This window comes from bacterium (assembly GCA_021372615.1).
In the GTDB taxonomy this organism is placed as follows: Bacteria; Armatimonadota; Zipacnadia; order Zipacnadales; family UBA11051; genus JAJFUB01.
This window is the reverse complement of record JAJFUB010000101.1, coordinates 1-23,734: the sequence shown is the minus strand read 5'-3', so window position 1 is coordinate 23,734 and position 23,734 is coordinate 1. Positions and strand designations below refer to the sequence as shown.

At 68.8% G+C, this 23,734-nt stretch carries 16 protein-coding genes and 1 pseudogene; 6 read left to right on the top strand and 11 right to left on the bottom strand.

Annotated elements, in window-relative coordinates; genetic code table 11:
* Nucleotides 1-1,494 (bottom strand): carbamoyl-phosphate synthase large subunit (gene carB, locus LLH23_15465; protein ID MCE5239864.1); only part of this gene is annotated, 1,494 nt, incomplete at its 3' end.
* Between the two features lie 89 nt (nt 1,495-1,583).
* Nucleotides 1,584-2,489: a glycyl-radical enzyme activating protein gene (locus LLH23_15460; protein MCE5239863.1), complete on the bottom strand. Its 906-nt coding sequence runs from the start codon at nt 2,487-2,489 to the stop codon at nt 1,584-1,586.
* 169 nt (nt 2,490-2,658) lie between these two features.
* On the opposite strand from LLH23_15460, the gene LLH23_15455 reads away from it, so the two are divergent.
* Together LLH23_15455 and LLH23_15450 are read left to right on the top strand one after the other, a co-directional pair.
* The gene (locus LLH23_15455) at nt 2,659-3,372 is read left to right on the top strand and encodes a response regulator transcription factor (GenBank protein ID MCE5239862.1); all 714 of its coding nucleotides are present in this window, start codon (nt 2,659-2,661) and stop codon (nt 3,370-3,372) included.
* Between the two features lie 66 nt (nt 3,373-3,438).
* On the top strand, nt 3,439-4,473 hold the full coding sequence (locus tag LLH23_15450; GenBank protein ID MCE5239861.1) for a hypothetical protein: 1,035 nt from the start codon (nt 3,439-3,441) through the stop codon (nt 4,471-4,473).
* 132 nt (nt 4,474-4,605) lie between these two features.
* Here the strand turns inward: LLH23_15450 and LLH23_15445 are convergent, their stop codons facing one another.
* The 3 genes and pseudogenes from LLH23_15445 to LLH23_15435 form a co-directional block, all read right to left on the bottom strand.
* Complete coding sequence (locus tag LLH23_15445) at nt 4,606-4,809, bottom strand: hypothetical protein (protein MCE5239860.1); 204 nt, start codon at nt 4,807-4,809, stop codon at nt 4,606-4,608.
* Between the two features lie 102 nt (nt 4,810-4,911).
* Nucleotides 4,912-5,193: pseudogene (locus LLH23_15440) on the bottom strand (DUF1559 domain-containing protein).
* A 150-nt stretch (nt 5,194-5,343) separates the two neighbouring features.
* Nucleotides 5,344-6,147, bottom strand: coding sequence for a metallophosphoesterase (locus LLH23_15435; protein MCE5239859.1), 804 nt, complete (start codon nt 6,145-6,147; stop codon nt 5,344-5,346).
* A 169-nt stretch (nt 6,148-6,316) separates the two neighbouring features.
* Between LLH23_15435 and LLH23_15430 the strand changes: the two genes are divergently transcribed.
* The gene (locus LLH23_15430) at nt 6,317-6,787 is read left to right on the top strand and encodes a hypothetical protein (protein ID MCE5239858.1); all 471 of its coding nucleotides are present in this window, start codon (nt 6,317-6,319) and stop codon (nt 6,785-6,787) included.
* Between the two features lie 161 nt (nt 6,788-6,948).
* Nucleotides 6,949-9,366: a hypothetical protein gene (locus LLH23_15425; protein MCE5239857.1), complete on the top strand. Its 2,418-nt coding sequence runs from the start codon at nt 6,949-6,951 to the stop codon at nt 9,364-9,366.
* A gap of 9 nt (nt 9,367-9,375) precedes the next feature.
* Here the strand turns inward: LLH23_15425 and LLH23_15420 are convergent, their stop codons facing one another.
* From LLH23_15420 to LLH23_15395, 6 genes are all read right to left on the bottom strand, one after another.
* A complete protein-coding gene (locus LLH23_15420; protein MCE5239856.1) occupies nt 9,376-10,647 on the bottom strand; it encodes an MFS transporter in 1,272 nt (423 codons plus the stop codon).
* A gap of 1 nt (nt 10,648) precedes the next feature.
* Nucleotides 10,649-12,934: a glycoside hydrolase family 95 protein gene (locus LLH23_15415; GenBank protein MCE5239855.1), complete on the bottom strand. Its 2,286-nt coding sequence runs from the start codon at nt 12,932-12,934 to the stop codon at nt 10,649-10,651.
* A gap of 161 nt (nt 12,935-13,095) precedes the next feature.
* Complete coding sequence (locus tag LLH23_15410; GenBank protein ID MCE5239854.1) at nt 13,096-14,958, bottom strand: WD40 repeat domain-containing protein; 1,863 nt, start codon at nt 14,956-14,958, stop codon at nt 13,096-13,098.
* Between the two features lie 2 nt (nt 14,959-14,960).
* Nucleotides 14,961-15,953, bottom strand: a complete 993-nt coding sequence (locus LLH23_15405; protein MCE5239853.1) for a right-handed parallel beta-helix repeat-containing protein — start codon at nt 15,951-15,953, stop codon at nt 14,961-14,963.
* Nucleotides 15,954-15,958: 5 nt separating this feature from the next.
* Nucleotides 15,959-17,857 (bottom strand): WD40 repeat domain-containing protein, encoded by a 1,899-nt coding sequence (locus LLH23_15400; protein ID MCE5239852.1) that lies wholly within the window; start codon nt 17,855-17,857, stop codon nt 15,959-15,961.
* Between the two features lie 155 nt (nt 17,858-18,012).
* Entirely contained in the window at nt 18,013-20,316 is a 2,304-nt protein-coding gene (locus LLH23_15395) for a hypothetical protein (GenBank protein ID MCE5239851.1), read from the bottom strand.
* Nucleotides 20,317-20,488: 172 nt separating this feature from the next.
* On the opposite strand from LLH23_15395, the gene LLH23_15390 reads away from it, so the two are divergent.
* Together LLH23_15390 and LLH23_15385 are read left to right on the top strand one after the other, a co-directional pair.
* Entirely contained in the window at nt 20,489-21,361 is an 873-nt protein-coding gene (locus tag LLH23_15390; GenBank protein MCE5239850.1) for an AraC family transcriptional regulator, read from the top strand.
* Nucleotides 21,362-21,366: 5 nt separating this feature from the next.
* The gene (locus LLH23_15385; protein ID MCE5239849.1) at nt 21,367-23,652 is read left to right on the top strand and encodes a hypothetical protein; all 2,286 of its coding nucleotides are present in this window, start codon (nt 21,367-21,369) and stop codon (nt 23,650-23,652) included.
* Nucleotides 23,653-23,734 lie beyond the last annotated feature (82 nt).

Genomic DNA, 23,734 nt, shown 5'->3' with positions numbered 1-23,734 from the left:
GCGGTCGGTGACCGCTCCCACACCTTCCACGCCTCCCACACCGACGACCTTCCGAACCTGTGCCAGATCGTCCTGCTCCCGCACGATCTCCTCGACATGCTGCAGGAACCACGGGTCAATGCCGGTGATGTCATAGAGTTCGGGCACGGTGAGGCCGGTCATGATCGCGCTGCGCAGTTGGAACAGGCGGTCCGGATGCGGGATGCGCAGCTTGGCGACGAGGTCCTCACGCGGCATCTCGTCATAGTGGCTGCCCTTGCCGTCGGCGCCCAGGCCAAAGCGGCCGATCTCCAACGAACGAATACCCTTCTGCAGCGACTCCTTGAAAGTGCGGCCGATGCTCATGGCCTCCCCGACCGACTTCATCTGCGTCATCAGCGTCGGGTCGGCGCCGGGGAACTTCTCGAAGGCCCACCGCGGGATCTTCGTCACCACGTAGTCAATGGTGGGCTCGAAGCAGGCCGGCGTCTCGCGGGTGATGTCGTTGGAGATCTCGTCGAGGGTGTAGCCCACGGCCAGTTTCGCGGCGATCTTGGCGATGGGGAAGCCGGTGGCCTTCGAGGCCAGGGCCGAGGAGCGGCTCACGCGCGGGTTCATCTCGATGACGACCATGCGCCCGTCGCGGGGGTTGACGGCGAATTGGATGTTGCTGCCGCCGGTGTCCACACCGATCTCGCGGATGACGCGGATGGCCTGGTCGCGCATCCGCTGGTACTCCTGGTCCGACAGCGTCTGCGCCGGGGCCACCGTGATCGAGTCCCCGGTGTGGATGCCCATGGGGTCGAAGTTCTCGATCGAGCAGATGATGACGACATTGTCCTTGAGGTCGCGCATGACCTCAAGCTCGTATTCCTTCCAGCCGACCACGGATTCCTCGACCAGCACCTCGTTCATGGGCGAGGCGTCCACGCCCTTGGTCACGACGTCTTCCAGTTCTTCCCAGTTGTGCGCCACGCCGCCGCCGCTGCCGCCCAGCGTGCCCGACGGGCGGATGATGAGCGGGAAGCCGATTTCGCGGGCGATGTGCTCGGCATCGCGCAGCGTGGAGGCGAAGTCGCTGCGGGGCAGCTCCAGCCCGGCGGCCAGCATGGCGTCCTTGAACAGCTCGCGGTCCTCGGCCTTCTTGATGGCCTTGCGCTTGGCCCCGATCAGCTCCACATTGAAGCGCGACAGCACGCCGCTCTCTGACAGCGCCAGGGCGAGGTTCAGCCCCGTCTGGCCGCCCAGGGTCGGCAGGAGGGCATCGGGTCGCTCGCGGGCGATGATGTTGGCGACGCTCTCGACCGTCAGCGGCTCGACGTAGGTCGTGTCGGCCGTCTCCGGATCGGTCATGATCGTGGCCGGGTTGGAGTTGACGAGCACGACCTGGTAGCCTTCCTCGCGGAGGGCCTTGCAGGCTTGGGTGCCCGAGTAGTCAAACTCACAGGCCTGGCCGATGATGATGGGGCCGGAGCCGATGATGAGGATCTTCTGCAGGTCGTCGCGTCGTGGCATACGGCACTCCTGACCGGGTCATTGACGCACAAAAAACGGTGGCCGTATGACTCAGGCCACCGCAAGATGTGCGGATTGTGGGCTCAAACCTATCCTCCGACCTCGCACTGCACTCCATGCTTCCGCGCCACTGCGGCCAGGGCCTCTACCTCAGCCCGCGCCGGTGGCTCCGCCTGGAAGCCACCCGCGATCCCCAGGGCCTCGTACTTGCCCTCGCCTAGTTTGTGGTACGGCAGAACCTCCAGCGGCGGCGCGTGCTTCAGCCCCGCGATGAACCGGGCTGCCGCCTCCATGTCCTCCGGCCGGTCGTTGAAGCCCGGCACCAGCGGCATGCGCAGCTTCACCGCCTGACCGTTGCTCGTGACCCGCCGCAGGTTCTCGAGGATCAGGCGGTTGTCACACCCGGTGTGCCGGCTGTGCCGCACCTGGTCCGTGGTCTTCAGGTCGTACAGCACCAGGTCCACGCACTCCAGCGCTGCTTGCAGGACCTCCGGAGCCACCAGCCCCGAGGTGTCCAGGCACGTGCGCAACCCTTCGGCCTTGGCCGCCCGCAACAGCGCGATGGCGAACTCAGGCTGGAAGAGCGGCTCGCCACCCGATAGCGTCATCCCGCCGCCGGAGTTCTCATAGAAGGGCCGGTCCTTGAGAACCTCGGCGATCACCTCGGCAACCGTCATGCGCTGGCCGCGCAGCACCAGCGCCTCGGCATAGCAAGTCTCGGCGCATGTGCCGCAGCCCTGGCAGCGTGTGCGGTCAATGACGATCCCGTCTTCGCCGGCCGACAGCGCCTCGTTAGGGCAGCGGCTCAGGCACTTGCCGCACCCGATGCAGTTGCGCCTGAACTGCGCCAGCACCGGCGCGAGCGACTGCGATTCGGGATTGTGGCACCACTCGCAGCGCAGCGGACAGCCCTTGAGAAACACAGTGGTGCGAATCCCGGGGCCATCGTGGATGGCGAAACCCTTGATATCGAAGATGATGCCTGAGGTCTGCATAGGGCGCGTTGGTGCGGTGGGGAGCCCGGGCTGCACTCGGAGAGTTATCTTACCCCCTTGGGCGTGTGCTGTCAATCTGCCGGCAGAGCCCTACAGGCCGCCGTGACTCTGCCGATACATCCTCTACGCACGCCGGGGAAGCCCTGGCGCACATCACCGGGAGCGAACCATGCCTCACAGCCTCTTGATCTGCGAAGACGACGACATGCTGGCCGGGACGCTGCGCGACCAACTCGAGGCCTGCGGCCACCGGGTGACGCTCTGCCGCGAGGGCCAGGCCGCCCTGGCGCGCCTCGCTGAGGAGTCGTACTCCCTGCTGCTGCTCGACCTGATCTTGCCGGACATGGACGGCTTCGACGTCTGCCGCCGGATGCGCAAGTCCTGCCACATCCCGGTCATCATGATCACCGGGCGCCGGGGCGAGGTGGACCGTGTGGTGGGCCTGGAAGTCGGGGCTGACGACTACCTCGTGAAGCCCTTCGGCTGCCGGGAGCTGGTGGCGCGCATAGACGCCCAACTCCGCCGCTCGGGCACCTACGCTACGCGTGGGCCGGCTACGCCGCTGTTGGACCTGGGCGACCTGCAGCTTGACCCGGACAACCACCAGGTGCTCAGGGGGGGCAGTCCCGTCCACCTGACGCCCAAGGAGTTCGAGCTGCTGTCGGTGCTGGCCGAGAACCGCGGCTCGGTGGCCCGGACCCCGCATCTGCTGCTGCGCGTGTGGGGGTATGACGCGGCGATTCGCACGCGCACCCTGGATGTCCACATCGGCCGCCTGCGCGCCAAGCTCGAACCGGACCCGCGACACCCACAGTACATCATCACGGTCCCGGGCGTCGGCTACAAGCTGTGTGTCCCGGAGACCTCGTCACGGGCGGCGTGAGGGCGGGCGGCAGGAGACCCGAAGCCCCGCACGGAAAGGTCCTGCATCCCGTCCGCGGAGGCTCCCATGCGGTTCCCTCTCCCCTGCCTCGTGTGCGCCCTGCTGTGGCCGGCCCTGGGCCTGGCCGCACCGACCAACCGCCTCGTCAGCTTCGCCGGCTACGACAACTGCCTGGAGCTGGCCACGGACCAGGCGCGGGTGATCCTGGGGCCGCACTGCGGCGCGCGCGTGCTGTCGTACGCGCTGGGCGGCCAGGAGGCCATCCCGCTCAACCCGGCGCAGTACGGCTACACCTGGCAGCCAGGAATGAAGGTCGTGGACCCCTACGGCGGGCGGTGCGATGTCGGCCCCGAGATGCGTGTCGGGCGGCGCATGGACCTGTGGCTGGGGCCGTGGAGGGCGCGCTTCACAGGCCCGGGCGAGGCGGAGATGGTCAGCCCCATTGACCGCAACCTGGGGCTGCAACTGGTGCGCACCTTCCGCCTCGGCCCGGACGCGCACCTGTGCTTCACGCAGAAGATCATCAACCGCAGCAACCGCATCCAGCGCGTGTGCCACTGGAGCCGCACGTTCGCCCAGGGCAACGGCATCGCTCTGGTGCCGCTGAACCCCCGCAGTCGCTTCCCGAAGGGCTACCTCACCTACGGCCCCGGCGCCGTCATGGACTACGCGCCCAAGCCCCAGGAGCACGTCCGGGTGCGCGACGGTTTCCTGGAAATCAACGGTGACCCGCCCTTCTCGAAGTTCATGCTCGATCCCGAGCCGGGCTGCCTGGCGTACCTGATGCGCAACAACCTGGCGTTCGTGAAGCAGTGGGTGGTGTACCCCGAGCGCGCCTACAACGAGATGTGCGCCGCCTCGCTGTCGCTGTACTACTACCCGTTCATCGAGGACCGCCAGAAGCCGCCGGAGCAGCGCTCACTGCCGGTGGACTTCTGCGAGCTGGAGCCCATTGGCCCCATGGAGATTCTGCAACCGGGGCAGGCGTGCTCGTTCACCGAGGACTGGTGGCTGGCGCCGTTCCCGTTCCCGGCGCAGGGGCAAGACGCGGACCTGGCGGCGGTGAGGAAGCTGCTGGAGGATTGCAGTCGCGGTCGGTGACCACTTGCACGCACTGACACACCGGGGAGTAGCCGACCGGAAGCGCCACGGGAGGTCCCGTACGGGGCCTCCCAACCACGCCCGCTCGCCGTAGGAGCGGTCACCGACCGCGACCGGCGCGCCCCGGCATCCTCAGTCGGTTGCGCCGTTGTCGAAGGTATACGTGTACAGGTAGTCGGCCTTCGTGGGTTGCCTGAACCACTTGACGTGCCCGTCGCAGAAGGCGATGTTGCAGCCGTCGTTGTGGGCCTGCCGGCACTCGCAGTGGACGTCGGGGCGGCTACCGTTGCCATACCACGCATTGTACAGAGCGCTGTAGCGGCAGCTATCGGCCATCAGCACCCGCTCCGCCGGCCGCTCAATGCCTCCCTGAGTGGCCGGGGTGCTGCTGTAGGCGCCGCCAATGACACGCGCATAGCCCAGGGACCACGCGTTGGTGGACGGGCAGACGTATATCTGCTGGTTCTTCAGGTACGGGGCGATCGGGTAGATCCAGTACGAGTTGGTCACTCCCACGCGGCAGTTGAACACGAACATCTCGTCGTAATCCTGAGCGTACATCAGATGCCCGACGGCCAACTGCTTGAGGTTGCTGGAGCAACTGCTCTGTCGCGCCTTCTCGCGGGCTTTGGCGAAGACAGGAAACAGTATCGCCGCCAGTATCGCGATGATCGCGATGACTACCAGAAGCTCGATCAGTGTGAAACCACGATGTCGCATGACTTCGCCCTCCGGTCAGGTGAGGCAGCGTGGACGACTGTACGAGGTTAGGCCCACTCTTACCATTCCCCACCGCGCGGGAGTATTCCTGCTTTCGTGCTCAATCTGACGGAGGACTTTGCGCGGCTGGTCGCTATCTCCGCCCTCCCCTCACCGCAACCGGAACGTCCGGGGCTCCTCGGCCACGAACCGGCGCTCCCGCGCTGACAGGCTGTATTCGGTCCACACCAGCGCCCCGTCGGCCACCTCGAACGTGCTGGTGCAGAACGGGGGCTCGGCCAGCGACCGCGCGGTGCAGTAGTGGATGCCGTTCCGCTCCTCGACCCTTCCACTGTGGTAGTGGGCGCTGATGACGGCGACGACATGCGGGTCGTCCTCGATCAGCTCCAACGCCTCCTCTGCGCGGGCGAAGCTGTAACCGCGCACGTCGGTCGGCCAGAGCCATTGGTGCAGCGTCACCACCACCGGCAGGCCGTCGTTCGTCGCCAGGGCCTCGCGCAGGTGCGCCAGCGCTGCCCGCGAGCTTTCCTGCTCCTCCTCGGGCTCCATGCTACCTGAGTTCAGGCCCACGATCCGCACACCGGCCACATCACGGGTCCAGTTCAGCGGCCCGAACAGCCCGGCGAACTGCTCCTGCGGGCCGTCGTGGTTGCCGTAGAGCCAGTCTATCGGGACCGCCCCGCCGACCTGTGCCGTCACCAGGTCCCGTACCTGCAACAGCTCGTCCTGCCCGACCGGAGCGAAGCCATCGTCCACGAGGTCGCCGCCGAACAGTACGAGGTCGGGCCCGTCCTCCGCCAGGCCCTGCCGCAGGGCCATGGGCACGAGATAGCCCATCAGGTCATAGCGCCGCGCCTGCGCCCACCAGGCGTGCGCGGGGATGCGGGCGTAGAGGCCGTCGGGGCTTTCGGTGAAGCCGGTCATGTGCAGGTCGGTCACGTGCAGGAGCTTCATGAGTCAGGGACTCCGATCCGGGGATGTGGCCCGACACTTCCGCGCCAGAGGACAGGGCACCTGTCACGCGCACAATGTCCCCCGGAGGCGATTGGTAGGGACCCCACGCGGGGGATGAGGCGTCCAATACTGCAACGAAGCGCATGTCGGCTCCCGGGGAGCGATCGCGATGCGATGGTGGCTGGCTGTTGCTGTGATGACCACGCTGTGCCTGCCTGCGGGCAGCGCGTACGCACAGGACGATGACGACGGCTGGAACGACGTGCTGAACCTCATGGGCGGCCTCACCGCCGCCAACCAGCAACTGCTCGGCGCCGGCCTCAACTGGGGCCAGATGGCGACAGGGGGCGACCCGGCCCAGCAGCAGGCGCTGCAGGCGCTGATGCAGTTTGCCCGCTCGTACGCCCAGTTGCTCGGGGCCGTGGACGGCGCGTTTGGCGTCAACGAGGCCGCCGAGGGTGGGCAGTACTGGGACCCCTTCGCCCCTGGCGTTCCCAACCCCCTCATGCAGCAGCTACAGCAGTCGCAGCAGTTGCAGCAGTTGCGGCAACTGCAGCAGATGGGGCAGCAATCGGCAACACCCACGATGCCGGCCATGCCGGCTCTCCCCAACGGGAATCTCTATCGCCAGACCCGTTAGCACTGCACCTCTCCTCTCCCCCCAGTAGCGCGGGCGGCGTCGTTCGCGCGCCGTGACCGGGCAGGCGAGGCCGCCTGCCCTACGCGGTACGTAGCGCCGTCTCCACCTGTCGAGTCCGAGCAGCAAGAGGACACTCGGCGGCGGCAGTCGAAGCAGACGGCATGACTGCGCCGCTGCCGGACATCTCCCCCACTCCGCTGGCCCGTCGCCTGGCCGCCCTGGCACTCATCGGCGCCGGCGTGGCTGCCGGCGTGGGGCAGGTCGTACTCCTGCGCGAGCTGCTCAACATCGCCGCCGGCAACGAGCTGACCATCGGTCTGATGCTGGCGGGGTGGTTCCTGTGGGGGGCGGTGGGGGCCTCGTGGGTGGGGCGCAGAGCCGCGCGGGATACGCACACGTGGCACGCCCTGAAGCGCGTGCTGGTGCTCGCGCCGGAGCCCTGGCTCATGCTGGCGTTCAGCGCCTATGGCGTGCGCCTTGTGCCCCTGCTGCTGAGCCGCATCGCTCCGCCCTGGGGGGTGCCGATGGGCGCCGTGATGGGGCTGCCTCATCTGGTGGCCGTCAGCCTGCTCGCGGCGCTGCCCGCGGCCATGCTGGCCGGAGCGCAGTTCGCCGCCGGGCTGGCCCTGTATGCGCGCCTGCAGCCCCACTCCAGCGCCACCGGGCAGGCCTACGGGCTCGACGCCGTGGGGCATCTGGCCGGGGGCGTGCTGACGGCGGTGCTGCTGTCGCTGGGGTTGGGGCCGTACCCGATGGTCGTGATCGGTGGTGTGGCATCCCTCATCGGGGGCGTCTCGGTCCTGTGGGCCCTCGGCTCCCCTCGGACCGCTCTCATGCGGTGGAGCCCGGCGGCCGTCGTGCTGCTGATCGGCAGCGTGTCCTGGCTCGCGACCGGATGGGCGTTCCACACCTCCCGCCTCCTGTTCAAGCACCAGCACCCCCTCACTGAGATTGAGACCCCTCACGGCAGCCTTGGCGTCGTGCAGTGGGGCGAGGGTGGGGTCTACTTCTACAGCAACGGCGTCCCGTCGTTCCCTTCGCCCCCGACGCCCCAGATACAGCACCTCGTGCATTTCCCGATGCTGCAGGCAGCCGCGTGGGCGCGACCCGACGTCCCCCTGCGGGCCCTTCTCGTCGGCGGCGGTGCGGCAGGGGGGCTGCACGAGGTGCTCCAGTACGGGCCACGGGTACAGGTGGACTATGTCGAGTTGGACCCGGGCCTCATCCGCCTGGCGCGGCAGTATCTCGTCGGGCGTGACCGAGGGGCACTGGACGACCCGCGGGTGCATGTGTGGGCGATGGATGGGCGGCTGTGGGTGAAGCAACGGAGCGCGGCTCTCCAGAGTCGCAACGGTGACGGCGGCCTACCCCCTACCCCCTCCCTGAAGGGAGGGGGCGACGGCTACGACGTGGTCATCCTGGGTGTCCCGGAGCCCATGACCGCCCAGATCAACCGCTTCTATACCGTCGAGTTCCTGCGCGAAGCTGCCGCCGTCATGACGCCCGAGGGCGTGCTGGGCCTGCAGATGCCCTCCTCGGACACGTACCTGGGCGATGAGCTGCTGCGGCTGGATGCCGTGCTGCTGCGGACCGTGCGCGAGGTGTTCCCGCAGGTGGCGCTGTTGCCCGGCGACCCGATGGTCCTCGCCGCCAGCCGGACTGCGGCCCTCACGGAGGACGCCGAGGTGCTGCGGGCGCGGCTGGATGCTCTGCAGATTGACGCGCCGGACTTCCGCGCCCACGCCTGGGACCGGCTCTTCCCCTTCGAGGTGCGGCAGGTGCGGAAAACGCTGGATGGTGCGCCGCCGCTGCCGCTGAACACCGATGCGCGGCCCATCGGCTACTTCTACGGACAGGCGTACTGGGTGGCCCAGCACAGCCGCTCCTCGTGGGCTTTCTTCAACGGGTTGTCGCGACTCACACTAGGCCACCTGGTGGCGGCGGTGCTGCTCCTCCTGGCCCTGGCGGCCGCGGCCGGTCTCGTCTCACGTCGAGCAGCGGCCACGGCGCTTCCGGCGGCCATCCTCGGCACGGGCTGGGTCTCCATGGCCCTCGAAGTCACGCTGCTCTTCGCCTTCCAGGTGTACTACGGGTACGTGTACCAGCAACTCGGGGTCATCACGGGAGCGTTCATGGTCGGGCTGGCATGGGGGGCGATGCGCGGCGCGCGGGCGGCGGCGCAGGCGAACTCACGCCGCGCCTGGGGGCTGATGATCGGCGCGCAGCTCGCCCTGGCCGCCGAGGCGCTGCTGCTGCCGACCGTGCTCCACGGCCTCAGCGGCTTGCAGCTTCAGTCGGCCCTGCTCATCCGGGTGCTCTTCCCGGTCCTGACGGCGCTGGTGGGCCTGGTCGTGGGCGTGCAGTTCCCGCTGGCCGCGCACCTGTCATCCGCCGCGAACGCGGCCCACGCCGGGGCGCGGCTCTACGCGGCTGACCTCATCGGCGCCTGCCTGGGGGCGGCGGTTGCCGGGGCCATGCTCTTGCCGGTGCTGGGGCTGACGGGGACGTGCCTGACCGCGGCGGCGGTGTCGGGGGGCCTGGCGGTGCTGCTGGTGCTGGCGCGGGGAAGGGCGCGGTAGATCGCGCGACTATCCCGCCGCCTGCCGGGCCAGGGCCGGGGCGGCCTCGCGCAGCGTGATCGGCAGCCGCCGGATGAAGATCGCCGTGGCGACCAGGCAGGCCAGGCTGCCGAAATACAGCGTCAGCGGCGCGCCGATGTGGGTGGCGGCAGCCCCCGCCCACAGGCTCCCAATCGGGCCGGACCCCATGAAGGCCATCGCGTACAGCGACATCACACGCCCCCGCTTGTCCTCGGCCACCAGCGTCTGCAGCAGCGTGTTGGTCCCTGCCATCATCAGCATCATCCCCAGCCCCGTGAACAGCATGATCCCCACCGACACCGGGAGCGAGCGTGAGTGCGAGAAGGCCAGCAGACTGAGTGAGTACAGCGCCATGGCCGCGGCCATCAGCTTCGGCAGGCCCATCGCGTTGCGCCGCGAGGCCAGGAAGAACGCGCCCACCATCGCGCCCACACCTACGCCGGCGATCAGCAGCCCGAGAGCCTGCGGTCCCCCGTGCAGCACCTTCTTGGCGAACACGGGCATCAGCGTCATGTAGGGCGTGCCCGCGATGCTGACCAGGCTCAGGTTGAGCAGGAGGTAGGCGATGGTGCGGAAGCCCAGGGCGTAGCTGAGGCCCTCACGCAGCGCCTGCAAGCCGCTGGCGCGGGCCGGCGCCGACACTGTTCGGGTGATCCTCATCACCAGCAGTGCCCAGACGACCGCAATGTAGCTGACCGCGTTCAGCAGGAAGCAGACGCCGGCGCTGGTGATCTCCAACATGAAACCGGCGACCGACGGGCCCACCAGGCGCGCCGCGTTGAAGACGCTGGAGTTCAGGGCGATGGCGTTACCCAAGTCAGCCTTGTCGTCCACCATCTGCACCACGAAGCTCTGGCGCAGGGGCACATCGAAGCCGTTGATGCAGCCCAGGAACATGGCCAGGGCGAACAGGTGCCAGATCTGCACCGTGCCGGTGAGCACCAACGCGGCCAACGTCCCCGCCTGCACCATGGCCAGCACCTGGGTGAGGACCACCAGCCGGTGGCGGCTGAAGCGGTCGGCCAGCAGGCCGGCCCACGGCGCCATCAGGAACGCCGGTATCTGGCTGGAGAAATCCAGCGCCCCCAGCAGCCACGGCGAGTGGGTCCAGTTGTACACGAACCACTGCAGCGCCATGCGCTGCATCCAGGTGCCAATGAGCGAAATGCCCTGACCCATGAAGAACAGGCGGTAGTTGCGGTAGCGCAGTGCGCGGCCGGTCCACTTCAGCGCTTCCAGGCGATCGGTGAGGGCACTCATCCTACGCCGGTCGCTCCTCCGCCGGGCTCGGGGTGAGGATCAGCTTCTCGCCGGCTTCCGTGGGGATGTCGAGCACGTCCCCCTCCATGACCTCAGCCCGGCCGTCAGCACGCCGCACGCGCACCGCCCCCCCGAAGGGGTTCGCCAGCCGCAGCGTCGCCGCGGCCTCGCTGGCCACCTCCACGCGCTTCGTCTCCCGGTTGTCGCGCCACGCCGACACCAGGAACGCCCCCTCGACGCGGATCCCCTCGAACGAGGCGTTCAGCCAGTGGTGCGGCACGCCTGCGAAGACGTGCAGCACGCCCCGGCGGGTGTGCGCCAGCATCTCCATGACCGCCGTCGCCGCGGCCATGGTGGCCTCGATCTGCATGATGAGCGGGCGGCCCGCCATGAGCGTGAAGCCCCGGAAGACCGCGTCATGGGTGCTGGCGTAGCCCCGGTTGAGGAACAGCCGCCGGAACAGCCCCAGGACGAGGTCGGCCATGTCGCCCCGGCCCAGGCGGCTGAAGAGGATGCTCACCCACGGGAAGCACCAGCCGCTCCACAGCCCCATGCCCATGCGGGTGAGGTGGTCGAAGGAGGCGTTGAGCAGGGCCTGCTGCTGCGGGTCGTCCAGGTCGAAGATGTCGAAGGGATGCAGGCCCGCCAGGTGAGACTGGTGGCGGTGGCTCTCGGCCAGCGGCTGGCCCTCCCACAGCCAGATCTGCCCGCCCGAGGGGTCCGTCGCCGCCAGCGGCAGGCGGGCCGAGATGTCCTGCCAGCGCCGACGGTCCGTCTCGTCCACGCCGAGCAGGACCGAGGCTTCGGACAGGGCGTTGCACAGGAAGTGGATGTTGGCCAGTTGGAAGCTGGCGTTGCGCCCCCAGGCGCTCATGCCCGAGCCGCCGTATTCGGGCGAGACGCTCACCGGCAGCACGAACTTCCCGTCCTGCTCCTCCAGCATGGCCTCGTACACGCGCATGGCGCCCTTGAGGAACGGGTAGGCGACTTCGCGCAGAAACTGCTCGTCCATGCTGTAGCGGTAGAGCTGCCAGAAGAGCTGCCCCGTCCAGGCGGTGGAGCCGTGGTCAATGGAGCCGGTCCAGAAGCCCCCCATGCAGCGGCAGCGGTCGTCCACGGCGTGCGGAAGCTGCAGGCCGTCGTCGAGGCCCACGAAGGCCCTTGCGTTGGCCCGCAGTTGGGGCAGCCAGGACTGGATCATCTGCACCAGCGGCTGCAGCGCCTGCAGTTGGTTGCCCCCGTACGCGGGCCAGTAGCACTCCTGGACATTGATGTTGAAGTGGTAGTCGCTCGACCACGGGGGCATGACATACTCCTCGACCCACGGCCCCTGCAGCGTCGCGGCCGGCCCGCCCGGCGATGACAACCCCGGCAGCTTGTACATGCCCAGGTAGTACAGCAGTTCGCGGTCGCGGTCCGGCAGCGTGATCCGCGGGCACTGCTTCCAGTAGTCCCGCCACCACTCGGCCTCACGCTGGGCCGTCTTGTCATAGCCCAGCCGACTGGCCTCGATGAGCAGCGTCCGCGCTGCAGCCTTGGCCTCCTCACCAGTAGTGCGGGCTTCCAGCCCGCCGTAGACGGCACAGACGTAGATATCCGTCTTCCCGGGAGCCTGGACACTCAGGCAGCCCACGCACATCGCCGGCTCGCCGGGGCATTCCTGCACCCAGCCGGCAAAGCGCCCGGTCACCCCGGCGACGACCTCCTCGTCGAACACCTGGGCCTCGGGGAACCCGTACTGGCGGTAGTGCTGCAGAACCGCCTCGTGGTAGACCGGCCTGGGGGTGATCTGCGCCTCCGTCCCGCGCAGGCCCATGACCAGCACGGGCTGCCCCTCGGAGGCCCCCCGTGGACTGGACATGACCGCGCGCAGCACGCCGCCGGGCGCGAACTCGACGACGGCTTCGCCGCGGGCCATGTCCAGGCCCCCGCCCTCAATGCGGAAGGGGTCGGCGATGTGCAGGTCAATCCGCCCCATGGGCAGGCGCGTGGGACGGGCCGGCGTATGCTCGTCGGTCCGCGTGTCCTCGAAGGCCTTCCGGAGGCTCTCCTCGTCACCCGCCTCCAGCCAGCGCTTCAGGTTTGCGTAGGTCGCTTCCTCGTGGAAATCCATGCCCCCGCGATGGTCCCAGTAGTCCTGTCGGTTGACCGTGATGCGGATGTCCGCGTCCTCGCCCCAGATGAGGGCTCCAAAGGTCCCATCGCCGAGCGGAATGCCGTGATGCGTGTTGGTGGCGGGGAACTCGAACTCGAGGCGGGTGCTCAGGAAGCTGACGGGCTGGGACATGGCGACTCCTCGGGCAGAGGGCAGATGGCGCGGACGGCCGGGTGTACTTCGCTCTGTAGTACGTGAGCACCTGCGCCCAGGCGCGCGACCTGCGGCCTGCCAGCTTCGGCGGCAGTCCGTGGTCACACGCGAGAGGTCCGAGGCAGAGGGGTGCGGGCAGCCTACTGCGCGGGCGGGGCGGTCGGCCACACCAGGAGCGTACCGTCGGCCGAGGCGGAGACGAGGCGCTTGCCGTCAGGCGACACGGCCAGGGCGTTGATGCCACCCACATGCCCGGCCAGGGCCGGCAGGGCCTTGCCGGCGGCGTCGAAGGCGAGGATGCTCGTGGCGCTGCTTCCGGCCCACAGGCCTGATCCGCCCGGGGTCACGGCCAGGGCGTCCGTCCAGGCGGCGCCGGCCATCTCGCCCGGTTGCAGCCCGGAGGCCACGTTCCAGCGCAGGATGCGCCCATCGCGTCCGGAGCTGTAGAAGCTGCCCTGCGCGCCGGCAGCCAGGCACGTGACATAGCCGCGATGCTCAACCTTGCTCCAGAGCTGCTTGCCCGAGGCGATCTCCCAGACCCGCACGCTGCCATCGCGCCCGGCGCTGGCCAGGTGCTTGCCATCGGCCAGGATCAGGGCCAGCACACCGCCGCGATGCCCTTCGAGTGTCGCCACCGGATCGGGGCCTTCGCCCCACAGGCGGATCGAGCCGTCATCGGCGCAGCTTGCCAGTCGCCCGTCGGGCAGATACAGGACGGCCCGTACATAGCCGCGGTGGCCCTTGATCTCCCGCAGGGGCTTCCCTGCTGCGTCGCACTCGCGGATCACGCTGTCCTTGCCCCCGATGGCCAGCCGCTTGCCGTCCGGGGAGGCGGCCACGCAGGATGCGCCGATGCCGGCGGGCATGACGGCCAGGCACTTGCCGCTGGTTGGGTCCCACAGCCGCGACGTGGCGTCGAGGGAGCCGCTGATGACCTTGCCGTCAGGCGTCCACGCCACTGTTCCGACCGAGGCGCTGTGGCGCTCGAGGGCCAGGCGCGGCTGCCCGGTCTGCAGGTCCGTCTCAGTCAGGTACTGTCCCGATGTGTACGACAGCACCCACTTGCCGTCGGGGGACACCCGGAGCTTCCCCGCGTAGGCCGCATGCGGGAACCAGCGCAGCAGCACCTTGGCTTCCTGACGGTTCCAGCGCCGCACGGAGCCGTCGCGCGAGCCGGTGATGACCTCGTCCGGGTTGGCACCATAGCACTGGCCCGTGACAGCTCCGCCGTGGTGTCCGGTGTAGCGCTTGAGTTGCGTGGCGGTCGCGACATCCCACTCGCTGCCATAGCTGCGCTGCCCGGCGAGCACTCGCGTGCCGTCGGCCGAGGCAACCATGTCGTAGATGCAGTAGTCGGTCCCCACGGCCTTGAGCAACTGGCCCGTCTCCAGGCTCCAGAAGTCAATGAGGTTGTAGCCCCCGCCGGCCACCGCGACTTTGCCGCCCAGGGCGTACACTGCCTTGTCGTAGTATTCCTGCTTGCCCTGGAGGGACACGAGCTCCTTGCCGGTGGCGAGATCCCACTCCTTGAGCGTCGGAGGCATGCGACCAACCGTGAGGACGCGCGTGCCGTCGGGCGAGAACTGGGCGAACTTGAGGCCCACCTGCCCGGTCGGCCAGCTCCTCAACTCCTTTCCCGTCGCGAAGTCGTACAGGCAGACGGTGGCGTTGCCACCCGCCAGCAGCAGCGTGTGGCCATCGCTCCCCACCTGCAGCGACGCGGCCGAGATCGGGAGCTTCCGCTGCTCCTGGCGCAGGCCGGTGGACATGTCGAGGACGTCGAGGGTGCTGCCGATCAACACGAGCACCCGCCCGTCGGGCAGGTACTGCGCGTCATTGATCCCGCCGTACTTGAGGCGCAGGCTGCCCAGGCGCTGCAGCGCCCCGGCCGGCAGGTCATCGCCGACGGCATCCTTCGCTGCCCACAGGGGCGCGGACGCCAACAAGAAGAGACTCAGAGCCAGCAGTGGGAGGGCTCGCCAGAGCCCGAGCCGGGACCTCATCATTACTCCTCCAGCTTCTTCTCGGGGCCGCAGATGTTGTGATGGACGCGCGTGTTGCCGGGGGACTTGGCGGCTTCGGCGGCCGTGGGCTGGGCGAACCAGTTGTGGTGGATATCGGCGCCCTGACTCGGCACGCCCCGGATGACCACCGCCGCGCGCTTGGTGTCCAGGAAGGTGTTGTGGTGGATGTGGATCCAGTCGCCCGCGATGTCGGTGCCATCGCCCCGGTCGCGGCCCCCGTGCATGTCGAAGCGATGGCTGGTGGCGTGCTCGCCCACCCAGTTCCAGGCCGCCTCGTAGCTGTCGCCGGGCGAGCCGCTGGAGGCGATGTCGTGGCGGCACCAGTCGAACTTGTTGGCGATGATGAAGCAGTTGCAGCCCCCGGTGGACACCCCGTAGCCATAGCCGGATTGCTGGCAGTGGTGGATGTAGTTGTGATGGATGCGCACATCTCCCCCACCCCGCGCCCCGATGCCCACACAGTTCCAGTTGTAGATCTCGCAGTTGTCTACTTCGCTGTTGTGGTGGTACATGCTCAGGCCATAGGAGAAGGTCGCGATCTTCTCGGGCCCGGCGTAGGGCCCCTCGATCCGCAGGCCCGTGATGCGGGTGTTGTCGCCGGTGGTGCGGAAGAGCGGGGAGGTGGTGCGCAGCGTGGTGAACAGCCGGGCCCCGAGCGAGCCGTTGAGGCCCCGCGTCCCGGCCAGCGTGATCCCCGGCGGCAGGTCAATGGCGTTGGCGCCGGTCATGTCTATCTCGACGCCGTCAGGAAGGAAGATCGTCTGCCCGGCCTTGGCCTGCTTGAGGGCGTCCAGCAACTCCTGCCGCGTCTTCACGGTCAAGTCGCCGCTGGCCTTGATGTCCCGGTAGCCCGGCCCGCCACCGATGGGGTCGCCGGTCGGGTTGGCCTCGCAGCCAAAGGTCTCTTGCTCCTGGGCCTGTGCGCCCGCGCACAGCAGCAGCGGTACCAACATGAGCAGCAGCCTGCCTGTCATCGGAGTCACTTCCCTTCCGCGCCCACGCGCCACAATAGCGCAGTCGTGTCCTGATGCCCCGTCAGCAGCCAACGTCCATCCGGGCTCAGCGCCAGGCCGAGCACTGAAGAGCCATGGCTGCGCGTCACGCCGGCGGCGCCAGTCTGCAGGTTGTAGGCCATCACGCGCCCGTCACTGCCCCCCACGAGCACCTGCGCCCCATCCGGCGTGCAGACGAGCCCGTTGACCCACGATCCGCGGGCGATGTCCAGCAGCTTTCGGCCCGAGGCCACATCCCACTTGAGCACATGTCCGTCGCGGCCACCGGAGACAACCGCCTTGCCGTCCGGCGTGAAGCGCACGGCCGTCACGTAACCCGCGTGGCTGGTCGTGGCGGGACCGGAGAGTATCCGGCTCGCGGGCCGGCCGATGGCCGGTCCCTCGGCGGCCACGTCCCACAGGCGCACCGTGCCGTCGCGGCCGCAACTGGCCAATTGCTTCCCACCGGCAGAGACGTCGAGCCCGAGCACGCCGCCCCGGTGGCCCTGCAGCACCGCCACCGCCTCGGGCTTCCCCTGCTCCCAGACGCGGATCGAGCCGTCATCGGCGCTGCTGTACAGCCGCCCGTTCCCGTCGTAGCACACTGCCCGGAGGTAGCCGAGATGTCCTGAGTACTCGCCGAGGGGCTTGCCGGTCGCGAGGTCGAACTCGCGCAGCTTGCCGTCCTTGCAGCCGGCGGCCGCGCGCTTGCCATCGGGGGAGACGGCCACGGCGTAGGCGCCGAGCGTCGCGCCCGGCATGAGGCAGAGCGTCTTGCCGGCGGCGGCGTCCCACAGCCGCAGCGTCTCATCACTGGAGCCGGTGACGACGCGCTGCCCGTCGGGCAGGAAGGCAACCGCCTCGATGCCGCCGATGTGCCGGTCACACTTCAGGCGCGGCTCGCCGGTGCGGATGTTGGTCTCGGCGACCTGGTAGGTGCCGTAGCTGAGCAGCCACTGCTCGTCAGGGGAGACGGCGAAGGGGGCCACGACGGACTGGTGGGGGCGCCAACTGAAGACACGTTCGCCGGACACGCGGCTCCAGCGATGGATGGTGCCATCCCGCCCGCCGCAGAGCACCTCATCAGTGGCAGGGAGATAGGCGACCTGGAAGATGCGGGCGGCTTCGCCCGGGCAGTGCTTGTAGGGGCGAAGCGCCTGGTAGGTGTCCAGCGACCACTCCACGGCACGGTCCTCGACACCGACCGTCATGCTCTTCTGGTCGGGCGCGAGCGCCATGTGCTTGGCCTCGTAGATGCCACACCACTTCCTGACCAACTGCCCGGTCGTGAGGTCCCAGCGCTCGAGGTTGTGGTCGTAGCCGCCCCCCAGGATGGCCGTCGTCCCCTCCGGGCCGTAGATGGCCCCGGCACGGACGCAGATCAGTTCGCTCCGGATCGCGATCAGTTCCCGCCCGCTGTCCAGGTCCCATTCCTTGAGGCCCTGCGGGTTGTTGGCGGCGGTGACGACACGCTTCCCATCGGGGGAGTAGCAGGCGGTGCGCAGTTCCTTCTGGCCCGTGTCCCAGGAGCGCAACTCTTTGAGCGTCGCGGGGTCCCACTCGCACACCGTGCCAGCGGCATCCCCCAGCAGCAGCACCGCGCCGTCGCGGCGGAGCTGCACGCTGACCAGGCCCGCCGGTGAGACCACGGTGCTGGACTGCCGCGTCCCCCGGGACAGGTCCCAGATGTCCACGCGGCCGCCGGTCAGCACGACGCCCCGGCCATCGGGCAGGTACGCCAGACCGCCCACGCCGCCATAGCGCATCGCGAGGGTACCGAGCCGCTGGACCGCGCCGGTCGGGAGTGGCTCGCCGTGCAGGTCCTTCGTCTCCTGGGCCATGGCCGGCACCACCGATACGAGGAAGCACAGCAGCAGCCAGGGCATGTCAGCGCCTCCCGTGGGCTACGACGCGCGCGGTGCCGCGTGGGCGCGCGTGTCCTCACGCGCGCAACCTGTCTGCGGGCGTGAGGACACACCCGCCCACGCGACACCCTATCTGCGGGTGTGAGGACACACCCGTCCACGCGGCTCCATGCTGACTACTTCGCCAGCGGGCACTTCACCACGCAGCTCTCGGCCGCGCAGCGATGGTGCCCTTGCACGGCGTCGAAGCCGCGCATGGCTTCCTTCAACGCCTCGACCGTGATCTCCTCCGGCGGAGCGACTTCATAGGACACGCCGAGGCTGGCGAAGCCGTCGCCGCCCATCAGGGCGAACTTGGCGCACCAGTCGCAGCGCTTCTGGTCGAGCCGCTGGTACTTGATCTCCTGGCCGTCCAGCGTGAGCGTGACCTCGTCACGGTACGCCGACGGCGGGCAGACCTCCTGGCAGATGCTGCAGTCGCCGCACTCCTCGATCAGAGAGGCGAAGTTCGGCAGCGCATCAGCCTGCAGCGGCGCGTCTGTGATGACCGACACGGTGCGCAGGTTGGCCCCGAAGTCCGGGTTGGTCAGGAAGCCACCCTTGGTGATGGCGCCCAGACCGGCGGCGACGGCAGCGAAGCGGTTACCGAAGACGTTGTGCTGCGGCCCGCGCGGGTTGGCGACCATCGAGCCGGAGTTCATCAGGTCGAGCGTCACCTCCGCCTTGTACCCGCGGGCGTGCAGCCACTTCACCAGCAGGAGCGCCTTCTCGCGCAGGATCCACTGCACGACATACTGGGCGAAGACATACGGCCCCACGGCATCGGTCGGGGGCTGCCCGACGCGGGCGACGGTCGCCTGCGGCAGGCGCAGGCCCAACACGACCACGGCCCTGGCGTCGGGCATGTAGTCCGTGGCATCCTTGATTTTCCGCGTCTCCTCCGAGACTTCCACGTCGTATTCCAGCCACATCTTGCCCTTGTTCTGGATGGACAGCACGGCCTCGCCATCCATGAGCGGAGCGAGCTGGGCCTTCAGTGCGGCGAGGCGCTCGGGTGAGGCCACACCCACCTGATCCACGCCGAACCCTTGGGCGGCCTTCTTCATGGCGCGGGTCAAACCGTTGCCAGTAGGGCAGGCGGCCTCGCCTGCCCGCGCGGGCGAGGCCGCCCGCGCTACTGACTGGGTCGGCTCATTCGCCACCAGCGGGGCGCTGGTCAGGAACGTCGCGGTCACGACCTGGCAGTCCTCGGGGGCCACGGCCTGCAGCACCGGTGACATGGGCTGCTGGGGCAGGTCGGAGCACACGACGACGCTATAGCCGAAGTTCTCGATCTTCCGCGCGGCCAGGTACGCGGCGCGCTGGGCGAAGTACGCCGCTGCCGAGACGACCTCGTGGGTGCTGCTGCTGTTGGGGATGGTCACGCCCATCGTCACGCCGCTGACGGCATCGGGCAGGCGGTTCGTGTAGTCCAGACCGACCTGCTCCATCTGCGCCGCGTCATGGACCCACACGAAGTCCATGCCGGAGGCATAGGCAGCCGCCACCATCGGGTCCTGCACCCAGCGGGGCAACCAGTCGGACTCGCAGGTCGGGGGCTTGATCGCCATGTCCGGGACGTACGCGCGGGCGCGGCGCGGGGCATTGGTGTACTCGCGATCCCACAGGCGCAGGTGTGCAGGCAGGCAGTGGCGCAGGCAGCTTCCCATCTCGCCGCCGCGCAGCCCGTGCTCGCGGATCGTCTCGATGATGTTCTCCTCGGTCACCACGTCAGGCTTGGGCAGGTCCAGGTCCACGCCGAAGTGCTCGCCCCACGAGCAGCGCCACAGGTTTTTCTTGGCCTTGGTGTAGCGCCGGTCTTCGATCACCAGGTCCACGGTGCCGTCTACTTCCTCCGACAGCGCCCCGGACAGGCAGTGCTTCACACACTGGTTGCAGTGGTCGCACAGAGTGTTGCCCGGCTGCAGCGGCGTGGCGTCGAGCGGGGCGGTGGTGACGATGGAGACGAAGCGGTTGCGCGGGCCGAACTCGGGGCTCATGGAGATGCCATGGTAGCCCAGCTCGGTGAGGCCGGCGGCGACCGCGGCGTAGATGTGTGACATGTCCGGCGCGAACACCGCGTCGAGGCCCTTGTAGTTGCGGTAGCGCCAGATGTTGCTGGCGGCGATGGGGATGGCCAGGTAGCCGAGGTCCTCCACCACGCGCGACATCTCGTAGGAGATGTGATCCAGGTGCGTGTTCATCAGGCCCTGCACGGCGTAGGGGCCCATCTTCTGGGGATGCTCGCGGCCACCGATCTCAATGCAGCCATCGGGATGGTGCACCGCGCAGACGATGACGGTCTTGGCCTGGGGGAACAGCCCCTGGGGGCTCATCTCCAGCGGCGCGTTGGCGAAGCGCTCGATGTTGGCGATGCCGACGAGGTCGGCGCCGAGATTGAAGGCGGCGGACTTGATGAGGCCGGTGAGCTGGGAGTCCATGTGCGGGCATCTCCTGAGGTGCGTAGTGGGTGGGCCGTGCTGGCCGGGAACATGATAGCCCCGGGCGCCAGGCGCGAGAATGGACGCAGTGCTGTTTCTTATTGGACAGAATGCTGCCGGAACCTCCTGCGCAGGCAGGAGTGCCGCGCCAGCGGGCGGAACTCTGCCGCCGATGACCGACGCCGACGCTGCCGCACCCAGGCCGATCCCTCTACCCACCTCCCGCCGGGCCGGGCAGGTGTCCTTCCGCTTCTACTGGGCCCACCATTTCCCGGCCCCGCCGGACTGGACGGTGCCCTCGCCGGTGCGTCGGCCCTATGCGACACTGTGGCTGGTGCTCCGCGGGGAGTTGCAGATACAGACCCCCGGGGGCCCGCGCCTCGCCGGTCCGGGTACGCTCGTGGCCTGGCCGCCGGACTCGGACCGCCGGGCCGCGAACCATACCGCCGAGAGCGTCATCCTCTACACCGCCGCCTTCGACCTGCGCGTCTGGGGCGATGTGGACTTCTTCCGGCTCTACCGGGTGCCGACGCTCCACCATGCGCCCGACTTCGCCCCGCTGGCGCAGCCCTTCAGCGCGCTTGTGGACGAACTGTCCGTCTCGGAGGGCGCGGTGTCATTGGAAGCCGAGGGCTGGGCGCGGGTGCTGGTGGGGCGCTGGCTGGGGCGGCTGGAGGCGGCCGGGGAGCTGCGCCCTGCTGCGGACGCGGATGAGCGCCTGACGGCCGTGCTGGCGGCAGTCGAGGCCGACCTGACGGCCGCCTGGAGCCTGCAGCGCCTGGCGGATATGATGCGCCTGAGCAAGGTGCGGATGCGCGAGGTGTTCGTGCGCGGCGTCGGGCTGCCCCCGATGCGCTACATTGCCCTGCGCCGCCTCGCCCGGGCCCGCAGCCTGCTGGCCGATACCGAGTTGACCTGCGCCGAGATCGCGGAACGCTGCGGCTTCCACGATCCCGGCTACTTCAGTCGCACTTTCCACCGCACGGTCGGGATGCAGCCCCTCGCCTATCGCGAACGGGCGCGCTTCCGGCCCGAACAGGAGTGACCTGTATGCGCCTTGCCACCTGCCTCGCCGCCGGCTTCATCGTCCTGACCGCGTGCGCCGCCCCCCTGGCCCCCAACATCCTCCCCGACCCGGGCTTTGAGGGCAAAGTCTGGTCCCTGACCACGTGGGAGATCTGCGAGTACAAGGCCGAGTACGTGTCCGAGGCCCACTCCGGGCAACTGGCCGCGAAGCTCTCGGCGCTCACCATCGGCAAAGACAAGCGCACCAGCGCCATCGCCATCCCCAAGCCAGTGGCCCTGGAGCCGGGACGGGCCTATCTGCTCGGCCTGTGGTACCGCACCCAGCCGAAGGTGAATGCCGCGGTGTCGGTCGTCAGCTTCAGCGCCCCCTTTAGCACTGCCACGTGGAAGACCCCACATGCCAGCTACAACACGTATACGCTGCCGCCCAGCGAGACCTGGCGGCTGTGGACCAAGCAGTTCCGGGCGCCGGTCAACGCCGTCGAGGGTGTGGTCATGCCCCGGGTCCAGATGGTGGGGACGGTGTGGTTCGACGATGTGGCCCTCACCCCGGCCGACCAGGCCCAGATCACGCTCACCCGCTCCGGGGAGATCACGAAGCTGCCGGACACGCGCTCCTACGAGGGCACGCTGCAGACGCCCGACGGCTGCAAGTGCGAGCTGAACATCGTCCGCCGCGACGGCAGCCTGCTCAAGTCGCTGCCGGCGCGCAAGAGCTTCTCGCTGACGACGGCTGTCGCGGCCGGCGACTCGTTGCAGGCGGTCCTGCTCGACCCTGTGACGCAGTCCCTGCTGGCCGTGGCGGAGTTGCCGGCGCCACCCCTGGTAGCCTGCAACCTCACCTACCCGTGCTACCGCAAGACGGTCTTTGCCGCTGACAAGCGGAGCTATGCCACCGCCAACCTGACCTTCAGCGCCGCCCCGGACATCCTCAAGAAGATGACGGTACGCACGACGCTCAAGCAGCCGAATGGCGCCGAGGCGCAGTCGGAGCCGACCCCGCTGGTGAGGCCCGGGACGGGCAAGACCGCGGCGGTCGTCGTCAGCTCCCTGGATGTGCGCCAGCGCCTCCCGGAGCCGCTGCAGACCGGCGCCTACGAGCTGCGCGTGGCGGTGCAGGCGCCGGACGGCCCCCACGACTTCGCGGAGAGCTTCCGCGTGGCCGAGGGGACCCCGACCGGTCCGCACGAGTTCACCATCAACGCCGACAACGCCCTGCTCATGGACGGCAAGCCCTTCTTCGCCCGGGGCTTCATGGGCGGCGGGCCGGAAGTCTACGGGCCGGTGGTGCAGGCGGGGTACAATGTCGGCCACAGCTTCGGCGGGGGTGTGGATAGCCAGATCAAGTGGTTGGACGGGCTGCAGAAGCTCGGCATGTTCGGCATCACCGGTGTCCCGGTGGGCTACATCGAGAAGAAGGACCTGGAAGGCCTGCGAGAGGCCGTGCGCAAGATCCGCAGCCATCCGGCCCTCCTGGGGTACTACTTCCCCGACGAGCCCGCCCCGTCCAAGGAGGGCATGACGCCGGCGGACTGGCAGCCCTTCTATGACATGATGGTCCAGGAAGACCCGTACCACCCGGTCATGACCACCATGTACGACCCCGAGTTGGCCGACGACTATGCAAGCTGCCTGGACATCCTCATGTTCGACCCCTATCCGATCATGACCCAGCGCCGGCCGCTGACCATGGTGAGCGACTTCATCACCCGCGCCCGGGAGCTGGTTCACGACCGCAAGCCGGTCTGGTATGTCCCGCAGGCCTTCGGCTATGACGTCGTCGAGGGCCTCGGCAAGCCACCCACATGGCTGACGCCGACGCCCGAGCAGGAGCGCTGCATGACCTACCTGGGCCTGGCCACCGGCGCCGGGGCGCTCGTCTACTACTGCTATCACGTCTACACCAAGTATGACGAGGAGAAGAAGAAGGCCGGGGGCTGGCCGTGGGTGCTGGGCGGGTACCTACCGGAGAAGCAGCCGGCAATGTGGGGGGCGCTGGCGAAGATCGGTCAGGAGATGACGCTGCTGGCCCCGGCGCTGAGCCGCCCCTGCCGCATGTGGCAGGAGGGGTCCGTCTTCCTGCGCGAGATCTCGCCGGCGGGGCAGGAGCCGGGCTACCTGATCGCGGTGAACGCCTCGGAGGAGAAGCCGGCGGACCTCACCGTGAAGCTGCAGACCCGCCTGCCGCGGCTGCACGAACTCGAGGAACTGGAGCGCCGCACCTGCTGCGTGACGGTGGCCGGCCGCGAGGTGCACCTGAAGCTGACGCCGATGCAAGTAGGCATCTGGACGCTGCCCGCGCAGCCGTAGCGGCGCGATTCATCGCGCCCATACAGCGCAGGCTACTGAGGCACAGGCCGTGGGTGCCGCGTCGTGTGCGGCGGGCCCCACG